Here is a 16,699-nt window from a genome sequence, read left to right as displayed (position 1 = left end):
CAACTTCCGGACGCTAGGGCGGCTCTTAATGTTAAGTTATGGCGCGCAGCGTCTTGTTGCTGCCAACAATTATTCCTACTTCCATGCTGAAAATTACGCTCACTGCCGTCTTGCTAACTGGCTTTGCCTTCGCAGCTCACGCTCAGGATGCAGCCAACCGCTTCGAGGTTGGGGTTGAGGTGGTAAACTATTCTCCCTTCGCCAAGCAGACCTATAACTACGCCAACAACCAGCTCAACGACAAGGCCCAGTGGGCTTCCGGGGCCGTAGTTCGCTACAACCTCGGGCGCTTTGGCCTGCGCTCCGGCATCAGCTACAACACCGAAACCAGTAAGACAGCTGATCCGGCAACCAGCTCCTGCGCAGATTGCGTGCAGGGCAGCACAACCGGCAAAGATCTGCGGGTGCGGCTCGGTGGGCAGTATTCGCCCATTGCCAAAGCTCCGTGGCTTTACGTTTTCAGCGACTTTTACTACCGCCGCTTTACGTCAGAAGGCAACTTTACCGGCGGCTTCTGCGGCTGCCTCAACACGGATGTAAACGTGACTTCCGACGGGGTGGGCAACAGCACGGGCCTGGGCTTCAAAATTCGCACTTGGAAGCATTTCTACCTCAATCCGGAGGTGTACTACGACGTGCTGCGGGCCCCCAACTACGTCAGCAGCAACGACCGTAACTCGGGCAGCCACTTCCAGTACGACACCCGCACCAAGCTGCAAGCCCCTGCCGTGCGCATGAATGCCGTTATTAGCTTTTAGTGCGGTTTATCTGAAAGGATAATAACCACTAGGGGCCCGCTGCACGATGCAGCGGGCCCCTAGTGGTTTGTTCAGCAGCCAGGCAGTTAGTTGTAGCCGTTGCCTTTCTTAGACCGCACATCGGCCACGAATTCCTTTACCCGCTGCTCTTCGGTGCGCTTGCAGATGAGCAGCACGTTGTCGTACTCGGCAATGATGTAGCCGTCGAGGCCCTGCACCACCACCAGGCGCTCGGAGGGTGTTTTGATGACGCATTCCCGCGTGTCGTAGAGCAGCGCGTCGCCGTCGACGACGTTGTTGTCGGCATCGTGGTGGCCCATGCGGTGCAGCGAGTCCCAGGTACCCAGGTCGCTCCAGCCGAAATCGGCGGGCAGCACATACACGTTGTCGGCCTTTTCCATCACGCCGTAGTCGATGCTGATGTTGCGGCAGCGGGTATAGGCCTGGGTAATGAACTCGATTTCGCCCGCCGTGCCCAGCTCGGCTTTACCTTCGTCGAACACCTCGGCAATATCGCCCAGGTACTGGTGGAAGGCGTGGATAATCACGTCGGCGCGCCACACAAACAGCCCCGAATTCCATAGAAAGTCACCGCTATCCACAAACATGCGGGCCAGCTCCAGATTCGGCTTCTCGGTGAAGGTTTTCACCTTCTTGAGGCCTTTGGGCAGCTTGCTTTTGGCGTCTTCATCGATGTACTGAATGTAGCCGTAGCCGGTGTCAGGGCGGGAGGGCTGAATGCCGAGCGTGAGCAGCACGTCGTGGTTTTCGGCCACTTCCACCGCCTTGCGAATGATGGTCCGGAACTCTTCCTCGCGCAGCACCGCATGGTCGGCGGGCGTCACGATGATAGTCGCTTTCGGGTTGCGCTGGGCAATCCGGTAGCTGGCGTAGGCAATGCAGGGCGCGGTATTGCGGCCGATGGGCTCCCCCAGAATCTGGTCGGCAGGCAGCTCGGGCAGGTGCTGGTGCACCAGCTCAGTGTAGTCGCGGTTGGTCACCACGAAGACGTTTTCGGGCGGGCAGATTTCCTTGAATCGGTCGACCGTAAGCTGCAGCATGGAGCGGCCCACGCCCATCACGTCGTGAAACTGCTTGGGCAGATGCGTGCGACTAAAAGGCCAGAAGCGGCTGCCGATACCGCCGGCCATCACGACGAGGAACGTATTTGGGTTCATCCGAGGGAGCTGATTAGAGGTTGGATACCGGGCCCAAGAAAGCAAAAACGGTATTTAAACGTAAAGTAATATAACATTTTGGCTATACCAAGCCTTCCCGCAGTAAGTCGTGCAGATGGATGAAGCCGCTGAAACGGTCGTTTTCCGTCACCACAAGCTGGGTAATATTACGCTGCTGCATCCGCACCAGCGCTTCCACCGCAAAGTCCTCAAGGTCAATGGTCATGGGCTGCGGTGTCATGATGTCGCGGGCCCGCACCTCGTCCAGGCGGCTGCTGAAGTTAGTGAGCATCCGGCGCAAATCCCCGTCGGTGATGATACCGAGTAGCGCCTGACCTTCGGCGGCCAACACGGCCGTGGCCCCCAGGCGCTTGCCCGATATTTCCAGGATGATGTCTTTGAGCGGCGCGTCTTCCAGGACCTGGGGCACCTGGTTTTGCCGGCTCAGGTCGCCCACTTTCAGGTAGAGCTTCTTGCCCAGCGTGCCGCCCGGGTGCAGGCGGGCAAAGTCGGCGGTGGTGAACTGGCGCGCTTCCAGCAGGCATACGGCCAGCGCATCGCCCAGGGCCAGGGCGGCGGTGGTGCTGGTGGTAGGCGCCAGGTTATGGGGGCAGGCCTCGCGGGTTACGGGGGCGTGCAGCACGTAGTCGGCCTGCACGCCCAGGTAGGAGTCGGCATTGCTGACCAGCGCCGCCAGCGGCACGCCTTTGCGCTTGAGCAGGGGCACCAGCACTTTTATTTCGGGCGTGTCGCCGCTCTTGCTGATGGCAATGACGAAGTCGCCGGGCTGAATCATGCCTAGGTCTCCGTGGATGGCGTCGGCGGCGTGCATAAACAGCGCGGGTGTACCCGTGGAGTTGAGTGTAGCTACCATCTTACCGGCAATGTGGGCGCTCTTGCCGATGCCCGTTACTACTACTCGGCCTTGTAAAGAGAGTATAGCGGCTACGCATTGTGCAAAATCCGGCGTGAGAGCAATGGCATCGGCCACACCCCGAACGGCGTCAGCTTCTTCGAGAAGCACTTTTTTTGCAATTGTGTTGGTGTCGTTCTGCTGTTTCAATCTAAATTTGTCTAGATTGAGTAGCCAACACTGAAGTGTTGGTGCTCAAGTCTGCAACTCAAAAGAGCAAGTGGAAATGTCGATGCCAGCGGTAAACCAAGCAGTCAAGCATGAGGCTGATCTGAAAGGCAAGTTAAAGGAAGTTTTTGGGTACGGTCAGTTTCGCGGTACGCAGGAAGCCATTATTCAGAACGTCATCGAGGGCAACAACACCTTCGTGATTATGCCTACCGGTGCCGGTAAGTCGCTGTGCTACCAGCTGCCGGCCCTCATTCTGCCGGGCACGGCCATCGTTATTTCCCCCCTCATTGCCCTGATGAAAAATCAGGTGGACCAGCTCAACGCCTTCGGCGTAAACGCGCAGTTTCTGAACTCGACCCTGTCGAAATCGGAAATCAACCGGGTCAAGAAAGATGTGATTAGCGGCGAGGTGAAGCTGCTCTACGTGGCGCCCGAAAGCCTGACCAAAGAAGAAACCATCGAATTCCTGCAGAAGGCCACCATCAGCTTCGTGGCTATTGATGAGGCCCACTGCATTTCGGAGTGGGGCCACGACTTCCGCCCCGAATACCGCCGCATCCGGGGCATCATCGACAATATCGGCCAGGTGCCCATCATTGCCCTCACGGCCACCGCTACGCCCAAGGTGCAGCTCGACATCCAGAAGAACCTGCAGATGGACGAGGCCTCGGTATTCAAGACCTCGTTTAACCGCACCAACCTCTACTACGAGGTACGGCCCAAGCACAACACCAAGAAGCAGCTGATTCAGTACGTGAAGCAGCACAAGAACAAGGCCGGCATCGTGTATTGCCTGAGCCGCAAGAAGGTGGAGGAAATTGCCGAGCTGCTACGCGTGAACGACGTGAAGGCCCTACCCTACCACGCCGGCCTCGATCCGCACGTGCGCATGAACAACCAGGACGCCTTCCTCAACGAGGACTGCGACGTGATTGTGGCCACCATTGCCTTCGGTATGGGCATCGACAAGCCCGACGTGCGCTTCGTAATTCATTACGACACGCCCAAGTCCATTGAGGGCTACTACCAGGAAACCGGCCGCGGCGGCCGCGACGGTCTGGAAGGCAACTGCTTGATGTTCTATAGCTACGACGACATCGTGAAGCTGGAGAAGTTCAACAAGGACAAGCCCGTGACCGAGCGCGACAACAGCAAGCTGCTGCTCCAGGAAATGGCCAACTACGCCGATTCGGCCGTGTGCCGCCGCAAGCAGCTGCTGCACTACTTCGGCGAGCATTTCGAGAAAGACTGTGGCTTCTGCGACAACTGCAAGCACCCCAAGGAGCGGTTTGAGGCCAAGGAAGAAGTACTGATGGCCCTCAAAGCCGTGGTACAGACCGAGGAGCGCTTCGGCATTGAACACATTGGCACGGTGCTCATGGGGATGAACAATGCCCATGTAGAAAGCTACGGCCACAACGCGCTGCCCATCTACGGCAAGGGCAAAGCCCACGACGCCGCCTTTTGGTACTCGGTGCTGCGCCAGACGCTGCTCAACGGCTTCCTGGAGAAAGACATTGAGAACTTCGGCGTTGTGAAGATTTGTCCGAAAGGCTTAGATTTCATCGAGAATCCCTATTCAATCAAACTCACCAAGGACCACAACTACGAGGAAGAGGTGAAAGAAGAGCAGGAAAAAGAAGAAGTTCAGGAAGCAGCCGGCCACGATGCCACGCTGTTTGAGATGCTCAAATCCTTGCGCAAGAAGATTGCCAAGGACAAGAATCTGCCGCCCTACGTGCTGTTTCAGGACCCGAGCCTGAAAGAAATGGCTACCACCTTCCCCGTGAAGATGGACGATCTGGCCCACGTGGGCGGGGTAGGCCTGGGCAAGGCCCAGAAGTTCGGGCAGCCGTTTCTGGCTCTGATTCAGAAGTACGTCGAGGACAACGACATCGTAACGGCTGCCGACGTGGTGGTGAAGTCGGCCGTCAACAAGTCGAAAATCAAGATCTACATCATTCAGCAGATCGACAAGAAGATGGACCTGGAGGAAATTGCTTCTTCCAAAGGCATCGATATGCGCGAGTTGATGGAGGAAATTGAGCACATCTGCTACTCCGGCACCAAGCTCAACCTCGACTACTACATCGACGGCGTGCTGGACCACGACCGGCAGGAGGAAATTACCGATTACTTCCTGCAGGCTAGCACCGACAACATTGCCGTGGCCCTCAAAGAGCTGGGCGCTGATGAGTACACCGAGGAAGACCTGCGCCTGATGCGCATCAAGTTCCTGAGCGAATACGCCAACTAGAATCACTGATTACGCTGATTACGCACTGATTTTACAGATTGTCGCCGCTGTTTGCTTATGTCGGCACCACGAAGCCACTCCTGCCCGGGGGTGGCTTTTTGCTTGGAGCCAGAATAGTATTCTTCCTATACTTGCGGAGCGACGGAAAATTGTCGGCATATTTTACCTAAATCGACGGGACATTTCGGACAAAACGTCCCGATGTTTTGCCCCGGACATAACTATGTCTTGGCCCCCGGCCGGGCAAGGCCGTTTCCAGCCTCTGGGGGCCGTTTTTCAACATCCGGGCGGGGCGGCAAGCAGCTTCGGCCGCCGATTCGGGTATTTATATTTTTCGAAGGCGTTTCCATCATCCACCTCCCTCCTTTTTCTGCCTATGAACCTCACTACTTTCTCTTCGCCCACGGCCAAGCAGCTCGGCTTCACGGTGTTGGCCAGCCTGGCCGCGCTGCTGAGCACGGCGGCCGATAAGCCGGCTCCCGCCACCAACCCACTCACGCCGGGCTTCAACCAGGTAGTCGACTTCCGGCGTGCTACCAAAGCCGACGTGAAGCAAGCCACCGATGCCTTTATTGCCAACACTAAGGTGGCGCTGCAGGCCATTTATAAGGTGCCGGCCGCCAAGCGCACCTTTGCCAACACCATGCTGGCCCTCGACAACCTGGGCGACCAGGGCGGCAGCGTGTATGGCCCGATCAGCATTCTGTTCAACGCCAGCCCCGACTCGTCTATCCGCAACCAGGCCCAGAAAAGCATTGCCGTTATCAGCAAGTATGGCAACGAGCTGGAGCTGGACGAGCAGCTCTACAAGGCGGTGAAGGACTACTCCAAAACCAAGGAAGCCCAGAGCCTAACCGGGGCCCGCAAGAAATACCTGACCGAAACGGTGGAGGAATATGAGCGTAACGGCTTTGCCCTCACGGCCGAGAAGCGCAAGGAGTTGCAGGCCATCAACGACAAAATCGGGGATTTGAGCATTGCTTTCGGGGCTAATATTGCCAAAGACCAGGGCTTTATGCTGGTGAATGCCGCCGACATGAAAGGCCTGCCCGACGACTACGTGAAGAGCCGCCCCAAAGCCGGCGAGGCCTACCGCATCGGGCTTGACGGCCCCGCCTACGGCACCTTCATGAAGTACGCCGAGTCGGATGCGCTGCGCAAGCAGCTCTACATCTTATATAACAACCGCGCGTCCGACAAGAACCTCGACGTGCTGAAGCAGCTGCTGGTGGAGCGGCAGAAAAAGGCGACGCTGCTGGGCTACAAAACCTACGCCGCTTACCAAACCAGCTCGCGCATGGCCAAAAACCCCGAAACGGTATGGGCCTTTGAAACCAAGCTGGTGGACCGGGTGAAGCAAAAAAGCCAGCAGGACCTGGAGGAATTGCTGGTGGTGAAGCGCGTCTACACCAAAGACCTGGGCGCCAAAGTCATCAACCCCTGGGAAACGGCTTTCTACAGCAACCTGCTGATGAAGGACAAATACCAGCTCGATGCCGAGAAGATAAAGGAGTATTTCGAGGTAAACCACGTAGTAGACGGCCTGTTCCAAACCACGCAGAGCCTGTTTGCCCTGAAATTCAACGAGGTAAAAGACCCATCGGTGTGGCATAAGGATGCCCGCATGTTTGAAGTGAAGCGCGACGGGAAGCTCATTGGCCGCTTCTACCTCGACCTGTTCCCGCGCGACAACAAGTACACCCACGCCGCCTGCTTCGGCGTAACCAGCGGTAAGGCCACCGCGAAAGGCTACCAGATTCCGACGGCCGTGCTGCTCTGTAATTTCAACGCGCCCACGCCCGGCAAGCCCGCTTTGATGAGCCACTCGCAGGCCGTGACTTTCTTCCACGAGTTTGGCCACGTGATGCACAACCTGCTGACCACGGCCGAACTGAGCAGTCAGGCCGGCACCAGCGTGAAGCGCGACTTCGTAGAGGCCCCGTCCCAGATTCTGGAAAACTGGGCCTGGAACTACGATGCCCTCAAAACCTTCGCCAAGCACTACCAGACCGGCGAGGTATTGCCCAAAGCTCTCTACGACAAGATGTGGGCCGCCCGCAACGTGGGCTCGGGCCTGGCTGCTTCCCAGCAGATTCTGTACGGCACGCTCGACATGACCCTGCACGACAAGTTTGACCCCAACGGCACCGAAACCACCACCGACGTGGTGAAGCGCCTGCAAAACCAGCTGACGCCTTTTGCCTACGTGGATGGTACCAACATGCAGGCCGCTTTCGGCCACCTCACCGGCTACGGCGCGGGCTACTACGGCTACATGTGGTCGAAAGTATACGCCGAGGACATGTTCTCCGTGTTTGAGAAGAACGGCATCATGGACCAGAAAACCGGCCTGCGCTACCGCGACATGATACTGGCCCGCGGCGGCACCGACGAGGAATACAACCTGGTCAAGGAATTCCTGGGCCGGGAGCCCAACCAGGATGCTTTCTTCAAGTCGCTGGGGCTTTGATCAGTTGTTAGTTGCTAGTTGTTCGTTGTTCGTTGTCAGGTTATTCTGGCAGCTACCAACAAAAAGGCCCGAAGCTGATGCTTCGGGCCTTTTCTATGAGTAGTGTTGCGTGTCAGAATGGTAGAGAAACTAACAACTGACAACAAACAACCAGCAACTAAAACCTAGCAGTACTCTTCGAAAGCGCCCTGCAGGTTGTCCACGATGCGCATCAGGTCGTTGCCTTCGATGTGGTGCCGCTCGATGACGTGCACCAGCTCGCCGTCTTTAAACAGGGCAATGCTGGGCGACGAGGGCGGGTAGGGCAACATATGCTCCCGGGCCTTGGCTACGGCTTCGGTTTCCATGCCGGCAAATACCGTCACGAGCTTAGCGGGCTTCTTGTCGGAGCTGGTAACGGCCATTTTCAGGGCCGGACGAGCCTTGGCGGCGGCGCAGCCACACACCGAGTTGACGGCCAGCAATACCGTGCCGCTCTGCGCGTTCAATACCGAATCAACTTCTTCGGGGGTCATCAGCTGCTCAAAGCCGGCCGACGTGAGGTCTTGCCGGATGGGAGCTACCATGTATTCAGGATACGATGCCATTGTTGAAAAATGGGCTAAAAGTGAGAATGTGAGAAATCAGAAGAACAGGCCCGGGGGCGCCGCAAAAATACGCAAACTCCGGCGGCCGTGCCTGCATAAACCACCGACCCGCCGAATGGTTAGCCCCGTAACAACGCCGGCGGTATTTCCTGTTCAATATATTTGCCCGTATGACATACGAATCGTTTGTAGCCAGCCTGGCCGCGCCCGAGCCGCCGCCCGGTATTTCGCTGGTGCTGCAGGGGCTGTGGTATGCCGGCCGCCAGCAGTGGGAGCCGGCCCATACTCTAGCCCAGCACACCGACCAGGACCAGCGCCACAACTGGCTGCACGCCTACCTGCACCGCCAAGAGGGCGACGCGGCCAATGCGGCTTACTGGTACCGCCGGGCGGGTCGTAGCGTTTTTACCGGCTCTTTGGCCCAGGAATGGGAGCAACTGGTGCGGGCTCAGCCCGACATCAGCCGGTGACAAGCTACTCAACTGTAACGCCAAAATGCTATTTCAAAAGAAAGAAAAGAGGTTGTTGCCACGTTATGACAAATAAAAGTACATTTAACCTGTCAGGTCCAATAACTACCAGCATGCAGAAAGTCTTACTCCTCGCCTTTGGATTGTGTTTGTCGGCTGCGGCGGCCCAGGCCCAGGTAGATACCGTGCGCGCCTCCACCCTGCCCCCGGCCCAGCAGGCCGAAAAGCTCTACAACAGCGGCGTGGCCAAGTACAACAGCAAAAGCTACCGGGCCGCCATTCAGGACTTCGACAAGGCCCTGACGCTGCGGCCCGACTTTGCCAAAGCCTTCTACAACCGCGCTACCACCCGCTACGAGTTGAAGGAATATCAGCTGGCCGTGCAGGACTACGACCAGGCCATCAAGCTCGAAGCCACGGGGTTCGGCAACTACTTCGGGCGGGCTCAGGCCCAGGAAGCCCTCGGCAAGCCCGCCGAAGCCGACCTGGACTACGGCAAAACCACCGAAATCAAGCCCGACTACGCGCCGGCCTGGTACTACCGCGGGGCCCTGCGCTTCGAGAAAGGCGACTTCGCGGCCGCCAAATCCGACTTCGATCAGGCCATCAAAGTCGACCCCAACTACGCCTACGCCTACCACGACCGGGCCAGTACCCAGCGCAAGCTCGGCAACTTCGACGCGGCCATTCAGGACTACACCAAAGCCCTTAGCCTGCAACCCGATTTCCTGCCGGCATTGCTCAACCGGGCGGCCGCCAAGCGCCGCGCCAACGACCTGAAAGGTGCCCTGGCCGACTACAATGCGTATTTGAGCAAAAAGCAGGACAGCCCCACCGCCTTTACCAACCGCGGCAGCACCCGCTACGACGCCGGTGACTACAAGGGGGCCGTGGAAGATTTCAGCAAGGCCATTGAGCTGGACGGCAGCTACGCCTTCGCCTGGAACAACCGCGCCGCTGCCTACCTCAAGCTCGAAGACTACAAGAAAGCCGCCGCCGACGCGGCCAAGGCTATTGCCCTTAATGCCCAGTACGCCGAAGCCTACATGAACCGGGGCCACGCCCGCGAAATGCTGCGCGACGCCCCCGGCGCCTGCCAGGACTGGCAGAAAGCCGCCGAGCTTGGCCTGGAAACTGGTTCCAGCTACGCCGCCAACTCCGGCTGCGGTGCCGCCGAGTAAGGCTCCTGTATGCTTCTTATCCCCCGCTGTTTTTTCCGCCCGAAAGCTGCCCTCATGCCTAAATTCTTACTGGTCGCCCTGGTTTTGCTGGCTCACGTAGCCGTGGCCCAGAACGTGGAGTTCGACAAAGACAATTTCAAGTCCAACAAGGACGGCCTGAAAGAGGCCCAACGGGAAGTAAAGACCGGCGACGAGTGGTACGACATGGACCCGCCGCGCTATGAGCAGGCCCTGCCCCACTACCTGGAAGCCCAGAAGTTCAACCCCAACAACGCCCGCCTCAACCTGCGCATCGGCGACTGTTACCTGCACTCGGGCTATAAGCCGCGCGCTTTGCCCTACCTGCAGAAAGCCTATCAGCTCAACTCCGATATTGACCCGCGCATCCACTACCTGCTGGGTCAGGGCTTGCACCTGAATGCCAAGTGGACCGAGGCTATTGCTGAGTACAAAGCCGCCCAGCCGGCCGTAGCCGGCAAAAACTCGGCGGCGCTGCTGGCCTCAATCAGCAAGAAGATAAAGGAGTGTGAAAACGGGCAGAAGCTGGAGAAAAATCCTTCTCGAGTATTTATCGACAACATTGGCGCGGCCATCAACTCGCCCTACGCCGACTACGGCGCCGTTATTTCCGCCGACGAATCGGTAATTCTCTTCACCTCCCGCCGCGACAACTCGACCGGTAAGGAGCGGGACCCCGAAACCGGCGGCTTCTTCGAAGACATCTACCAAAGCACCCGCACCGCCTCGGGCTGGTCGGCGGCCCGCAACCTGGGCAAGCCCGTCAACAATGAAGGCCACGATGCTACCGTGGGCCTGGCCCCCGACGGGCAGCGGATGCTGGTGTATGTGGAAGACAACGGCGGCGACCTGCAGGAAGCCGAGCTGCGCGGGGCCGCCTGGCGCAAGCCCGAGAAAATGGGCCCGCGCATCAACAGCCGGGCCCACGAGTCGTCGGCGGCTTACACGCCCGACGGCCGCAGCCTGTATTTTGTGAGCGACAAACCCGGCGGCATCGGCAACCGGGATATATATAAGGTGGAAATCGATGGCCGGGGCCCCGCCATCAATCTGGGTTCCACCATCAACACTCCCTACGGCGAGGAAGGCGTATTTCTGCACCCCGATGGCAAGACTATGTATTTCAGCTCCGAGGGCCACAACTCGATGGGCGGCTATGACATCTTCAAGTCGGTGTTCGAAAACGGCAAGTGGAGTGAGCCCGAAAACCTGGGCTGGCCTATTAATACCCCCGACGACGACGTGTTCTTCGTGATTTCAGCTTCGGGCCGCCACGGCTACTATTCCTCATTCCGCGACGATGGCCTGGGCTCCAAGGACATCTACCAGATTACGTTTTTAGGCGCCGAAAAGCCGCCGGTTCTGTCGCAGGAAGACCAGTTGCTGGCCTCCCGTGCTCAGCCAGTGAAAGAAGCATCGTTGGCTCCACCAGTGCCCATTGCTACGGCTCAAGTTACCATTCTCAAAGGCGTGGTGACGGATGCAGCCTCCAAGCAGCCCCTGGAAGCTACCATCGATGTAGTCGACAACTCGCGCAACGAGCTGATTGCCTCCTTCCGGGCCAACGCACAGTCGGGCCGCTACCTGGTATCGTTGCCCTCGGGCGTCAACTACGGCATTGTGGTTCGGCAGGAAGGCTACCTGTTTCACTCCGAAAACTTCGATTTGCCGGCCGGCGCGGCGTACTCGGAAGTCGTGAAAGACATTGCCCTCAAGAAGCTGGACGTGGGCGTGAAAGTGGTGCTCAACAACATTTTCTTCGACTTCGACAAAGCCACGCTGCGCAAGGAAAGCACCGCCGAGTTGGAGCGCCTGCAAAAACTGATGGTGGAAACTCCAGCCCTACGGCTGGAAATATCGGGCCACACCGACAACGTGGGCAAAGCCGAATACAACAAGGACCTGAGCCAGCGCCGGGCCAAAGCCGTAGTAGACTATCTGGTAGCTAAAGGCGTCGACAAAGGCCGCCTCACCTTTGCCGGCTACGGCGACACGCAGCCTGTGGCCACCAACAATACCAAAGGTGGCCGCCAGCTCAACCGCCGGACAGAGTTTAAGGTAATTGGTAAGTAAAGCGTAATCCGGGTTGTTTTTCAGCATCTTCTCATGCCTACTTCCTACATCCAGCTGCCCTCTTTCGAGCCTGCCCTGCGAGTGCTGGTCGTTGATGATAATGAGCTGAACCAGCTGGTGGTATGCCGGGCGCTGGAAGACTGGAACGTGGAAACTACTCTGGCCGACAATGGCCGCCAAGCCGTGAGCATAGCTACCGCCCAGCCTTTCGACGCCATCTTGATGGATATTCAGATGCCGGAAATGGACGGATATGAAGCTACCCGCCAGCTGCGGGGCCACGCGCGGCTGCGGCAGCTGCCCATAATCGGGCTTACTGCTTCGGCTTCGGCTCAGGATCAGGCCCGGGCCCTGGAGGCAGGCATGAATGCTACGCTGCCCAAGCCCTTCGACCCAGTGCTGCTGCACGCCAGCCTGCTACGCTTCACCAGCCCCGGCCCGCCCGCTCCGGCCGCTACTACTACGGCGTCCGATTTCATTAGTGAGCAAAACCGGGCTATTTTTCCCAATTGGGATTTGCTGGAAGAGTTGGCGGCGGGCAGTGAGTCGTTCATTGCCCAGATCATCAGCACTTTTCTGCAGCAAACGCCCGTGCTCTACCAGCAGCTCTTGGCGGCCTCCACGGCACCCGATTTGCCGGCTCAGGCCCGGCTGGCGCATAAGCTTAAGGGGCAGGTCGTATATTTTGGCGTGCCCGTCATCCAGCAGCATCTGGAAAAGTTGGAAAGGCCGGCAACGTCCCTCAACGCGGCTAATTCGCGGTATCTGGTCGAAATCATCGGGCGTCAGCTGACTGCTTTGTATCCGCATCTGGAGCATCGGATGCGCAATTCTGCGGCGGAATAACCACCTTCCGGCGGTTAATATTTTACTTGTCACGTCTTCTTATACCTTTGGCCTTATGCCAACACCTCTTTCCACGCTGCGTTGCCTTGTCGTCGACGATGATCCGCTATCCGTCCAGATCGTTATCAACTGCATCAACAATACGCCTTTCCTAACCGCTGTCGGGAGCTACGACAGTGCCATGGCCGCGGCCGAAGTGCTCCGTACCCAGCCCGTCGATCTGCTTTTCCTCGACGTTGAAATGCCCCTGATGTCGGGCCTCGACCTGCTAAGCACGCTCCAGAATCCGCCCCTGGTTATTCTCATTACCAGCAGCAAGCACTACGCTGTCGAGGCCTTCGAGCACGATGTGGTCGACTATCTAGTAAAGCCCATCAGCTACGCCCGCTTTCTGAAGGCGGCCCAAAAAGCCCTGGAGCTGTCCGAAACTGCTGCGGCTTCCACAGCTACCATTTTGGCCCCCACCAGCACTGACCCGGATTTTACTTTCGTGAAGGTCGATACCAAGCTGGTGAAAGTCCTTTTCAACGACGTATGCTACGTAGAGGCCCTCGGCGACTATGTTCACATCGTAATGCCGCACAGTAAGCTCATCGTGTACAGCACCATGAAAGCCGTGGAAGAGAAATTTCCCTCTTCGGTATTCGTGCGAGCCCACCGCTCGTTTATCGTGAACCTCAAAAGAGTGCAAGCAATTGAGGATAACACCATTACGATTGAAAACAAGCAAATTCCCATCGGGCAGACGTACGTACGGGACGTATTGCAGCGGCTGAATAAGTTCTAATCACGCAACAGCCCGGTTGAATCCTGCTTTCTAGTAATGATGCTATGAAATAGCACCTCGCCTTATACCGCCCCTACCAACAGGCTATGCTACATTATTGGCATAGCCTGTTGTTTGATAGGCATTTCTGCTGTGCGAAAGACTCTTACGACTAGCAGTCATTTTGATGCTGGCATAAAACGTAAGCATTGGATAAGACTTTTTTGTGCTACACACGAGTTGAAATATTATTTCTTACCATATTCCAATATATTTTTCACCTTACTGCATTATATCAATATTGTTTTGTTTATTTGTGCCATACTTACTCGCATAGTCACCTTCGCTTCCGCCTACCATGAAGAAATATTGCTTCTTCCTTCTTGTTGCCGCCTCTATGCACAGCCTAGTAGCCAAAGCTCAGCAGACACCTGATCTGCGTGCCCAAGCTACCGAAGACACCCGCAAACTGGCCCAGCAAATTTCCCTGGATGATTCCCGTATGTTCCAAGTAAAGCGGCTTACGTATGACCGACTGGTGCAGGAGAATGACCTGAAGCAGATGTATAGCATTGATCCGGCCTTGCTGCAAAGCAAAATGGCTGTTGTTACGAAAGAGTATGCAGACAAGCTGAAAGGAGTATTGACCGATGCGCAATATCAGCGCTACGTTGCCGTCAGCACTCCTGTAGCGGCTGCTGCCACAGTTGCAGCAGTATCAGCGCCGGTTCTACCTACCACAGCACCTGCCCCGAAAGCAGTAACCCAACCGGTTACCAAGAAAACACTCGTAGCTCCGGCCAAAAAGGCCAGCGCAGGGGTCCATGCCAGCACCACGGTCCGTAGCCGCCCATAGTGGCGTAAGGGTTAGGCTACCCGGGCCCGTTGCGCCTGTTCGGCGGTTTTATTTTCCGCTAGGTTAGCTCGCAGAATGTCCAGCGTTATTCCCCACAAGGCTTCGTAGGGGATGATTTCAATTTCGGCATAGGCTTCCCCAGGCTGTGGGGCTTCGTGCAGACGGTTGAGCAGCGGTTGTCCCTTTTTCTGGCAAGCTTCAGGATCAAAATTTTCTTTAACGGTAAGTACCAGTAGCCGAAAAAACAGCTGGCTGCGCAACGTCGCCGATTCCCGCAAGTGGCGCTGTTCGTACTTGCGTAGACTTTCCAGACGGGCCAGCAAGTTCTCAACATCCTGGCGCCGCAGGAAGTTGAGATACTGCAAAATCAGAATAGCCACGTTATAGCCCTGCTTGTCGCGGCTATAGTCGGGCACGGTCTGCAAGAACTGATTGAAGTGTCGCAGTGTCAGGGGCGAATTTTCAGGCTGTAAGAAGTAGATATAGGCTTTGTACAAGTCCCAGCGCTGCCGCGGCGCAGCACGTTGCTTGCGGAAATAGGGGTTTTTATGAGCCATTTCCAGCAACTGCTGCGCCTGGCTGTATTGTCCGGCATGCAGGGCCAGCAGCACATAGTTCTCCATGAAGAAGAACCAGTTGCCAGAAGACGGGTGGAAATCCTTAAGATAATCTTCTGACAAAACCAACCCCCTGTCTGCCTGCTTGTTGTGCAAATAAGCATAAGCCGTCATGTAGTTATTGAACCGGCTGTCAAATCGTCGCCGGTTGATCTTGCCCTTAGCCCACAGCTTCTCGGTAGCCGTGGTTATTTTGATTATCTCCTCGTAATTACCCGTAAACTCCAGTAAAGTCAGCTGGATCAGATACAGATAGTTGAACGTAGTGTAGCTTTTCGCTTTGTCGTGCAGCTTTTGCAGCTGAGCCAGATAGCCCGGTAGCTCGTTTAGCAGTGCCCGGCGCGACCGTACCGTGTGCGCCTGCGCCATTTTACTACTTAGGTAGATCTGGCCTGCTTCATCTTCCAGCGCCATTAACTGCTGCAGCTGGTTGAGTTGCTTACTAGCCGCCCGGTAGCGTGCCGGCTGCCGAAGATCTACATACAATTTGCTTAGCAAGCGGGTCGCCAGTACAGCATACTCGGTAAATTCACCTTCCAGAGCCTGCCGCAAACACTTGCGCAACAGTTGCTCCGCCAGCATATACTCGCCTTCTCTGTATAGGATTGTTACCTGATGATATAACCCGATGCATTGCAACTCGTATCTTCTCGATACCAAATGGCGAGGGTCGGATTGCTCCAAAAAATAAAGATGGTTCAGGAGCTTCTGCTGTACCCGGGACTTTAGCTTACGGAAAGAGGTATTGTTGGCGGTCGAAGCCCTACCATATAGGGCCTTCGTAAGTTGCAGTTGCGTACTATCGGGCTCTTCCTCCAAAAGCCTGATTAGCTTAAGATCTTTGTTGGAGGATTTCTTAGCGGAAAAATCAAATAACGGTGATTCTTTCATGCGACGATCTGTCACAATCTTTGCTAGATTACTCAGCTTTTCCATACTCTAAACAGCGTTTTAGTTCTTCTATAGACTATTGCAAGATGGAAAAAGCAAAATAATTACTGTCACAAACAATTGAAATACTTCCTTTATAATTTTCGATATCCCTCTGCACCTTTGTAGTTGAGTAATTTCGTCCATTAAAAAAGCAAAAAGTCACAATTGCAATATATTGCCAAAGTCTAGCGCTTACACCCTAAGGTGTAATTACTTATACTGTTGACATAATTCAAATATCACAGTGCACAAGTCATAGTTATCTACGGAATAATTCAAGTCACTTTTACGCTAGTTCTTTCCTTTACGACGGCCTAAATGTAGAGCACCTTTGTAATGTTCAAACGCCTAACCACCTCAACCATATAGAGCGCCATGTTAGAACTCATTGCAATTGCCCTGCTTCAGCTCTCCAGCTTTACTTCTTCTCCTGAGCGTACCGATGCCCAGGCGTCTGGAAATAATAATCCTATTGTTGTAGTACCAACTGGCAACGACCAAGGTGGCGGTGGCTGGGGCGGTGACTAAGCTTCTAGTCCCTTCCGCACTATAGCGTTCGGCTTCCTGTAGAATGTTGTTAACTTGCCCGGCACTCTCTCCGAGCA

At 56.1% G+C, this 16,699-nt stretch carries 14 protein-coding genes; 10 read left to right on the top strand and 4 right to left on the bottom strand.

Annotation, left to right across the window (positions count from 1 at the left end; all coding sequences use genetic code 11):
• Window positions 1–83: 83 nt before the first annotated feature.
• Window positions 84–758 carry an outer membrane beta-barrel protein gene (locus tag LGH74_RS04575; RefSeq protein WP_226172631.1) on the top strand — a complete coding sequence of 225 codons (675 nt, stop codon included), beginning with the start codon at window positions 84–86 and terminating at the stop codon, window positions 756–758.
• Between the two features lie 86 nt (window positions 759–844).
• Here LGH74_RS04575 and LGH74_RS04570 read toward each other — a convergent pair whose 3' ends face one another.
• Together LGH74_RS04570 and LGH74_RS04565 are read right to left on the bottom strand one after the other, a co-directional pair.
• Window positions 845–1,936, bottom strand: a complete 1,092-nt coding sequence (locus LGH74_RS04570) for a mannose-1-phosphate guanylyltransferase (RefSeq protein WP_226172629.1) — start codon at window positions 1,934–1,936, stop codon at window positions 845–847.
• A gap of 82 nt (window positions 1,937–2,018) precedes the next feature.
• The gene (locus LGH74_RS04565; protein WP_262904527.1) at window positions 2,019–2,999 is read right to left on the bottom strand and encodes a KpsF/GutQ family sugar-phosphate isomerase; all 981 of its coding nucleotides are present in this window, start codon (window positions 2,997–2,999) and stop codon (window positions 2,019–2,021) included.
• Window positions 3,000–3,081: 82 nt separating this feature from the next.
• Here LGH74_RS04565 and recQ point away from each other — a divergent pair, with 82 nt between their 5' ends.
• On the top strand, window positions 3,082–5,277 hold the full coding sequence (gene recQ, locus LGH74_RS04560; RefSeq protein ID WP_226173740.1) for a DNA helicase RecQ: 2,196 nt from the start codon (window positions 3,082–3,084) through the stop codon (window positions 5,275–5,277).
• 376 nt (window positions 5,278–5,653) lie between these two features.
• A complete protein-coding gene (locus LGH74_RS04555) occupies window positions 5,654–7,747 on the top strand; it encodes a M3 family metallopeptidase (RefSeq protein ID WP_226172624.1) in 2,094 nt (697 codons plus the stop codon).
• Window positions 7,748–7,911: 164 nt separating this feature from the next.
• Here the strand turns inward: LGH74_RS04555 and LGH74_RS04550 are convergent, their stop codons facing one another.
• Window positions 7,912–8,334: a BrxA/BrxB family bacilliredoxin gene (locus tag LGH74_RS04550; RefSeq protein ID WP_226172622.1), complete on the bottom strand. Its 423-nt coding sequence runs from the start codon at window positions 8,332–8,334 to the stop codon at window positions 7,912–7,914.
• Window positions 8,335–8,504: 170 nt separating this feature from the next.
• Here LGH74_RS04550 and LGH74_RS04545 point away from each other — a divergent pair, with 170 nt between their 5' ends.
• From LGH74_RS04545 to LGH74_RS04520, 6 genes are all read left to right on the top strand, one after another.
• Window positions 8,505–8,804 carry a hypothetical protein gene (locus LGH74_RS04545; RefSeq protein WP_226172620.1) on the top strand — a complete coding sequence of 100 codons (300 nt, stop codon included), beginning with the start codon at window positions 8,505–8,507 and terminating at the stop codon, window positions 8,802–8,804.
• A gap of 113 nt (window positions 8,805–8,917) precedes the next feature.
• On the top strand, window positions 8,918–9,985 hold the full coding sequence (locus tag LGH74_RS04540) for a tetratricopeptide repeat protein (protein WP_226172618.1): 1,068 nt from the start codon (window positions 8,918–8,920) through the stop codon (window positions 9,983–9,985).
• A 54-nt stretch (window positions 9,986–10,039) separates the two neighbouring features.
• Window positions 10,040–12,076, top strand: a complete 2,037-nt coding sequence (locus LGH74_RS04535) for an OmpA family protein (protein ID WP_226172616.1) — start codon at window positions 10,040–10,042, stop codon at window positions 12,074–12,076.
• Window positions 12,077–12,109: 33 nt separating this feature from the next.
• A complete protein-coding gene (locus LGH74_RS04530; protein ID WP_226172614.1) occupies window positions 12,110–12,922 on the top strand; it encodes a response regulator in 813 nt (270 codons plus the stop codon).
• 55 nt (window positions 12,923–12,977) lie between these two features.
• A complete protein-coding gene (locus LGH74_RS04525) occupies window positions 12,978–13,709 on the top strand; it encodes a LytR/AlgR family response regulator transcription factor (RefSeq protein WP_226172612.1) in 732 nt (243 codons plus the stop codon).
• 337 nt (window positions 13,710–14,046) lie between these two features.
• Window positions 14,047–14,544, top strand: coding sequence for a hypothetical protein (locus LGH74_RS04520; RefSeq protein WP_226172609.1), 498 nt, complete (start codon window positions 14,047–14,049; stop codon window positions 14,542–14,544).
• An 11-nt stretch (window positions 14,545–14,555) separates the two neighbouring features.
• Here the strand turns inward: LGH74_RS04520 and LGH74_RS04515 are convergent, their stop codons facing one another.
• Window positions 14,556–16,097 carry a hypothetical protein gene (locus tag LGH74_RS04515; protein ID WP_226172606.1) on the bottom strand — a complete coding sequence of 514 codons (1,542 nt, stop codon included), beginning with the start codon at window positions 16,095–16,097 and terminating at the stop codon, window positions 14,556–14,558.
• 372 nt (window positions 16,098–16,469) lie between these two features.
• On the opposite strand from LGH74_RS04515, the gene LGH74_RS04510 reads away from it, so the two are divergent.
• A complete protein-coding gene (locus LGH74_RS04510) occupies window positions 16,470–16,622 on the top strand; it encodes a hypothetical protein (protein WP_226172604.1) in 153 nt (50 codons plus the stop codon).
• The last annotated feature ends 77 nt before the right edge of the window (window positions 16,623–16,699 follow it).

It is taken from the genome of Hymenobacter lucidus, assembly GCF_020447265.1.
GTDB lineage: Bacteria > Bacteroidota > Bacteroidia > Cytophagales > Hymenobacteraceae > Hymenobacter > Hymenobacter lucidus.
This window is presented reverse-complemented; position numbering and strand designations above follow the sequence as displayed.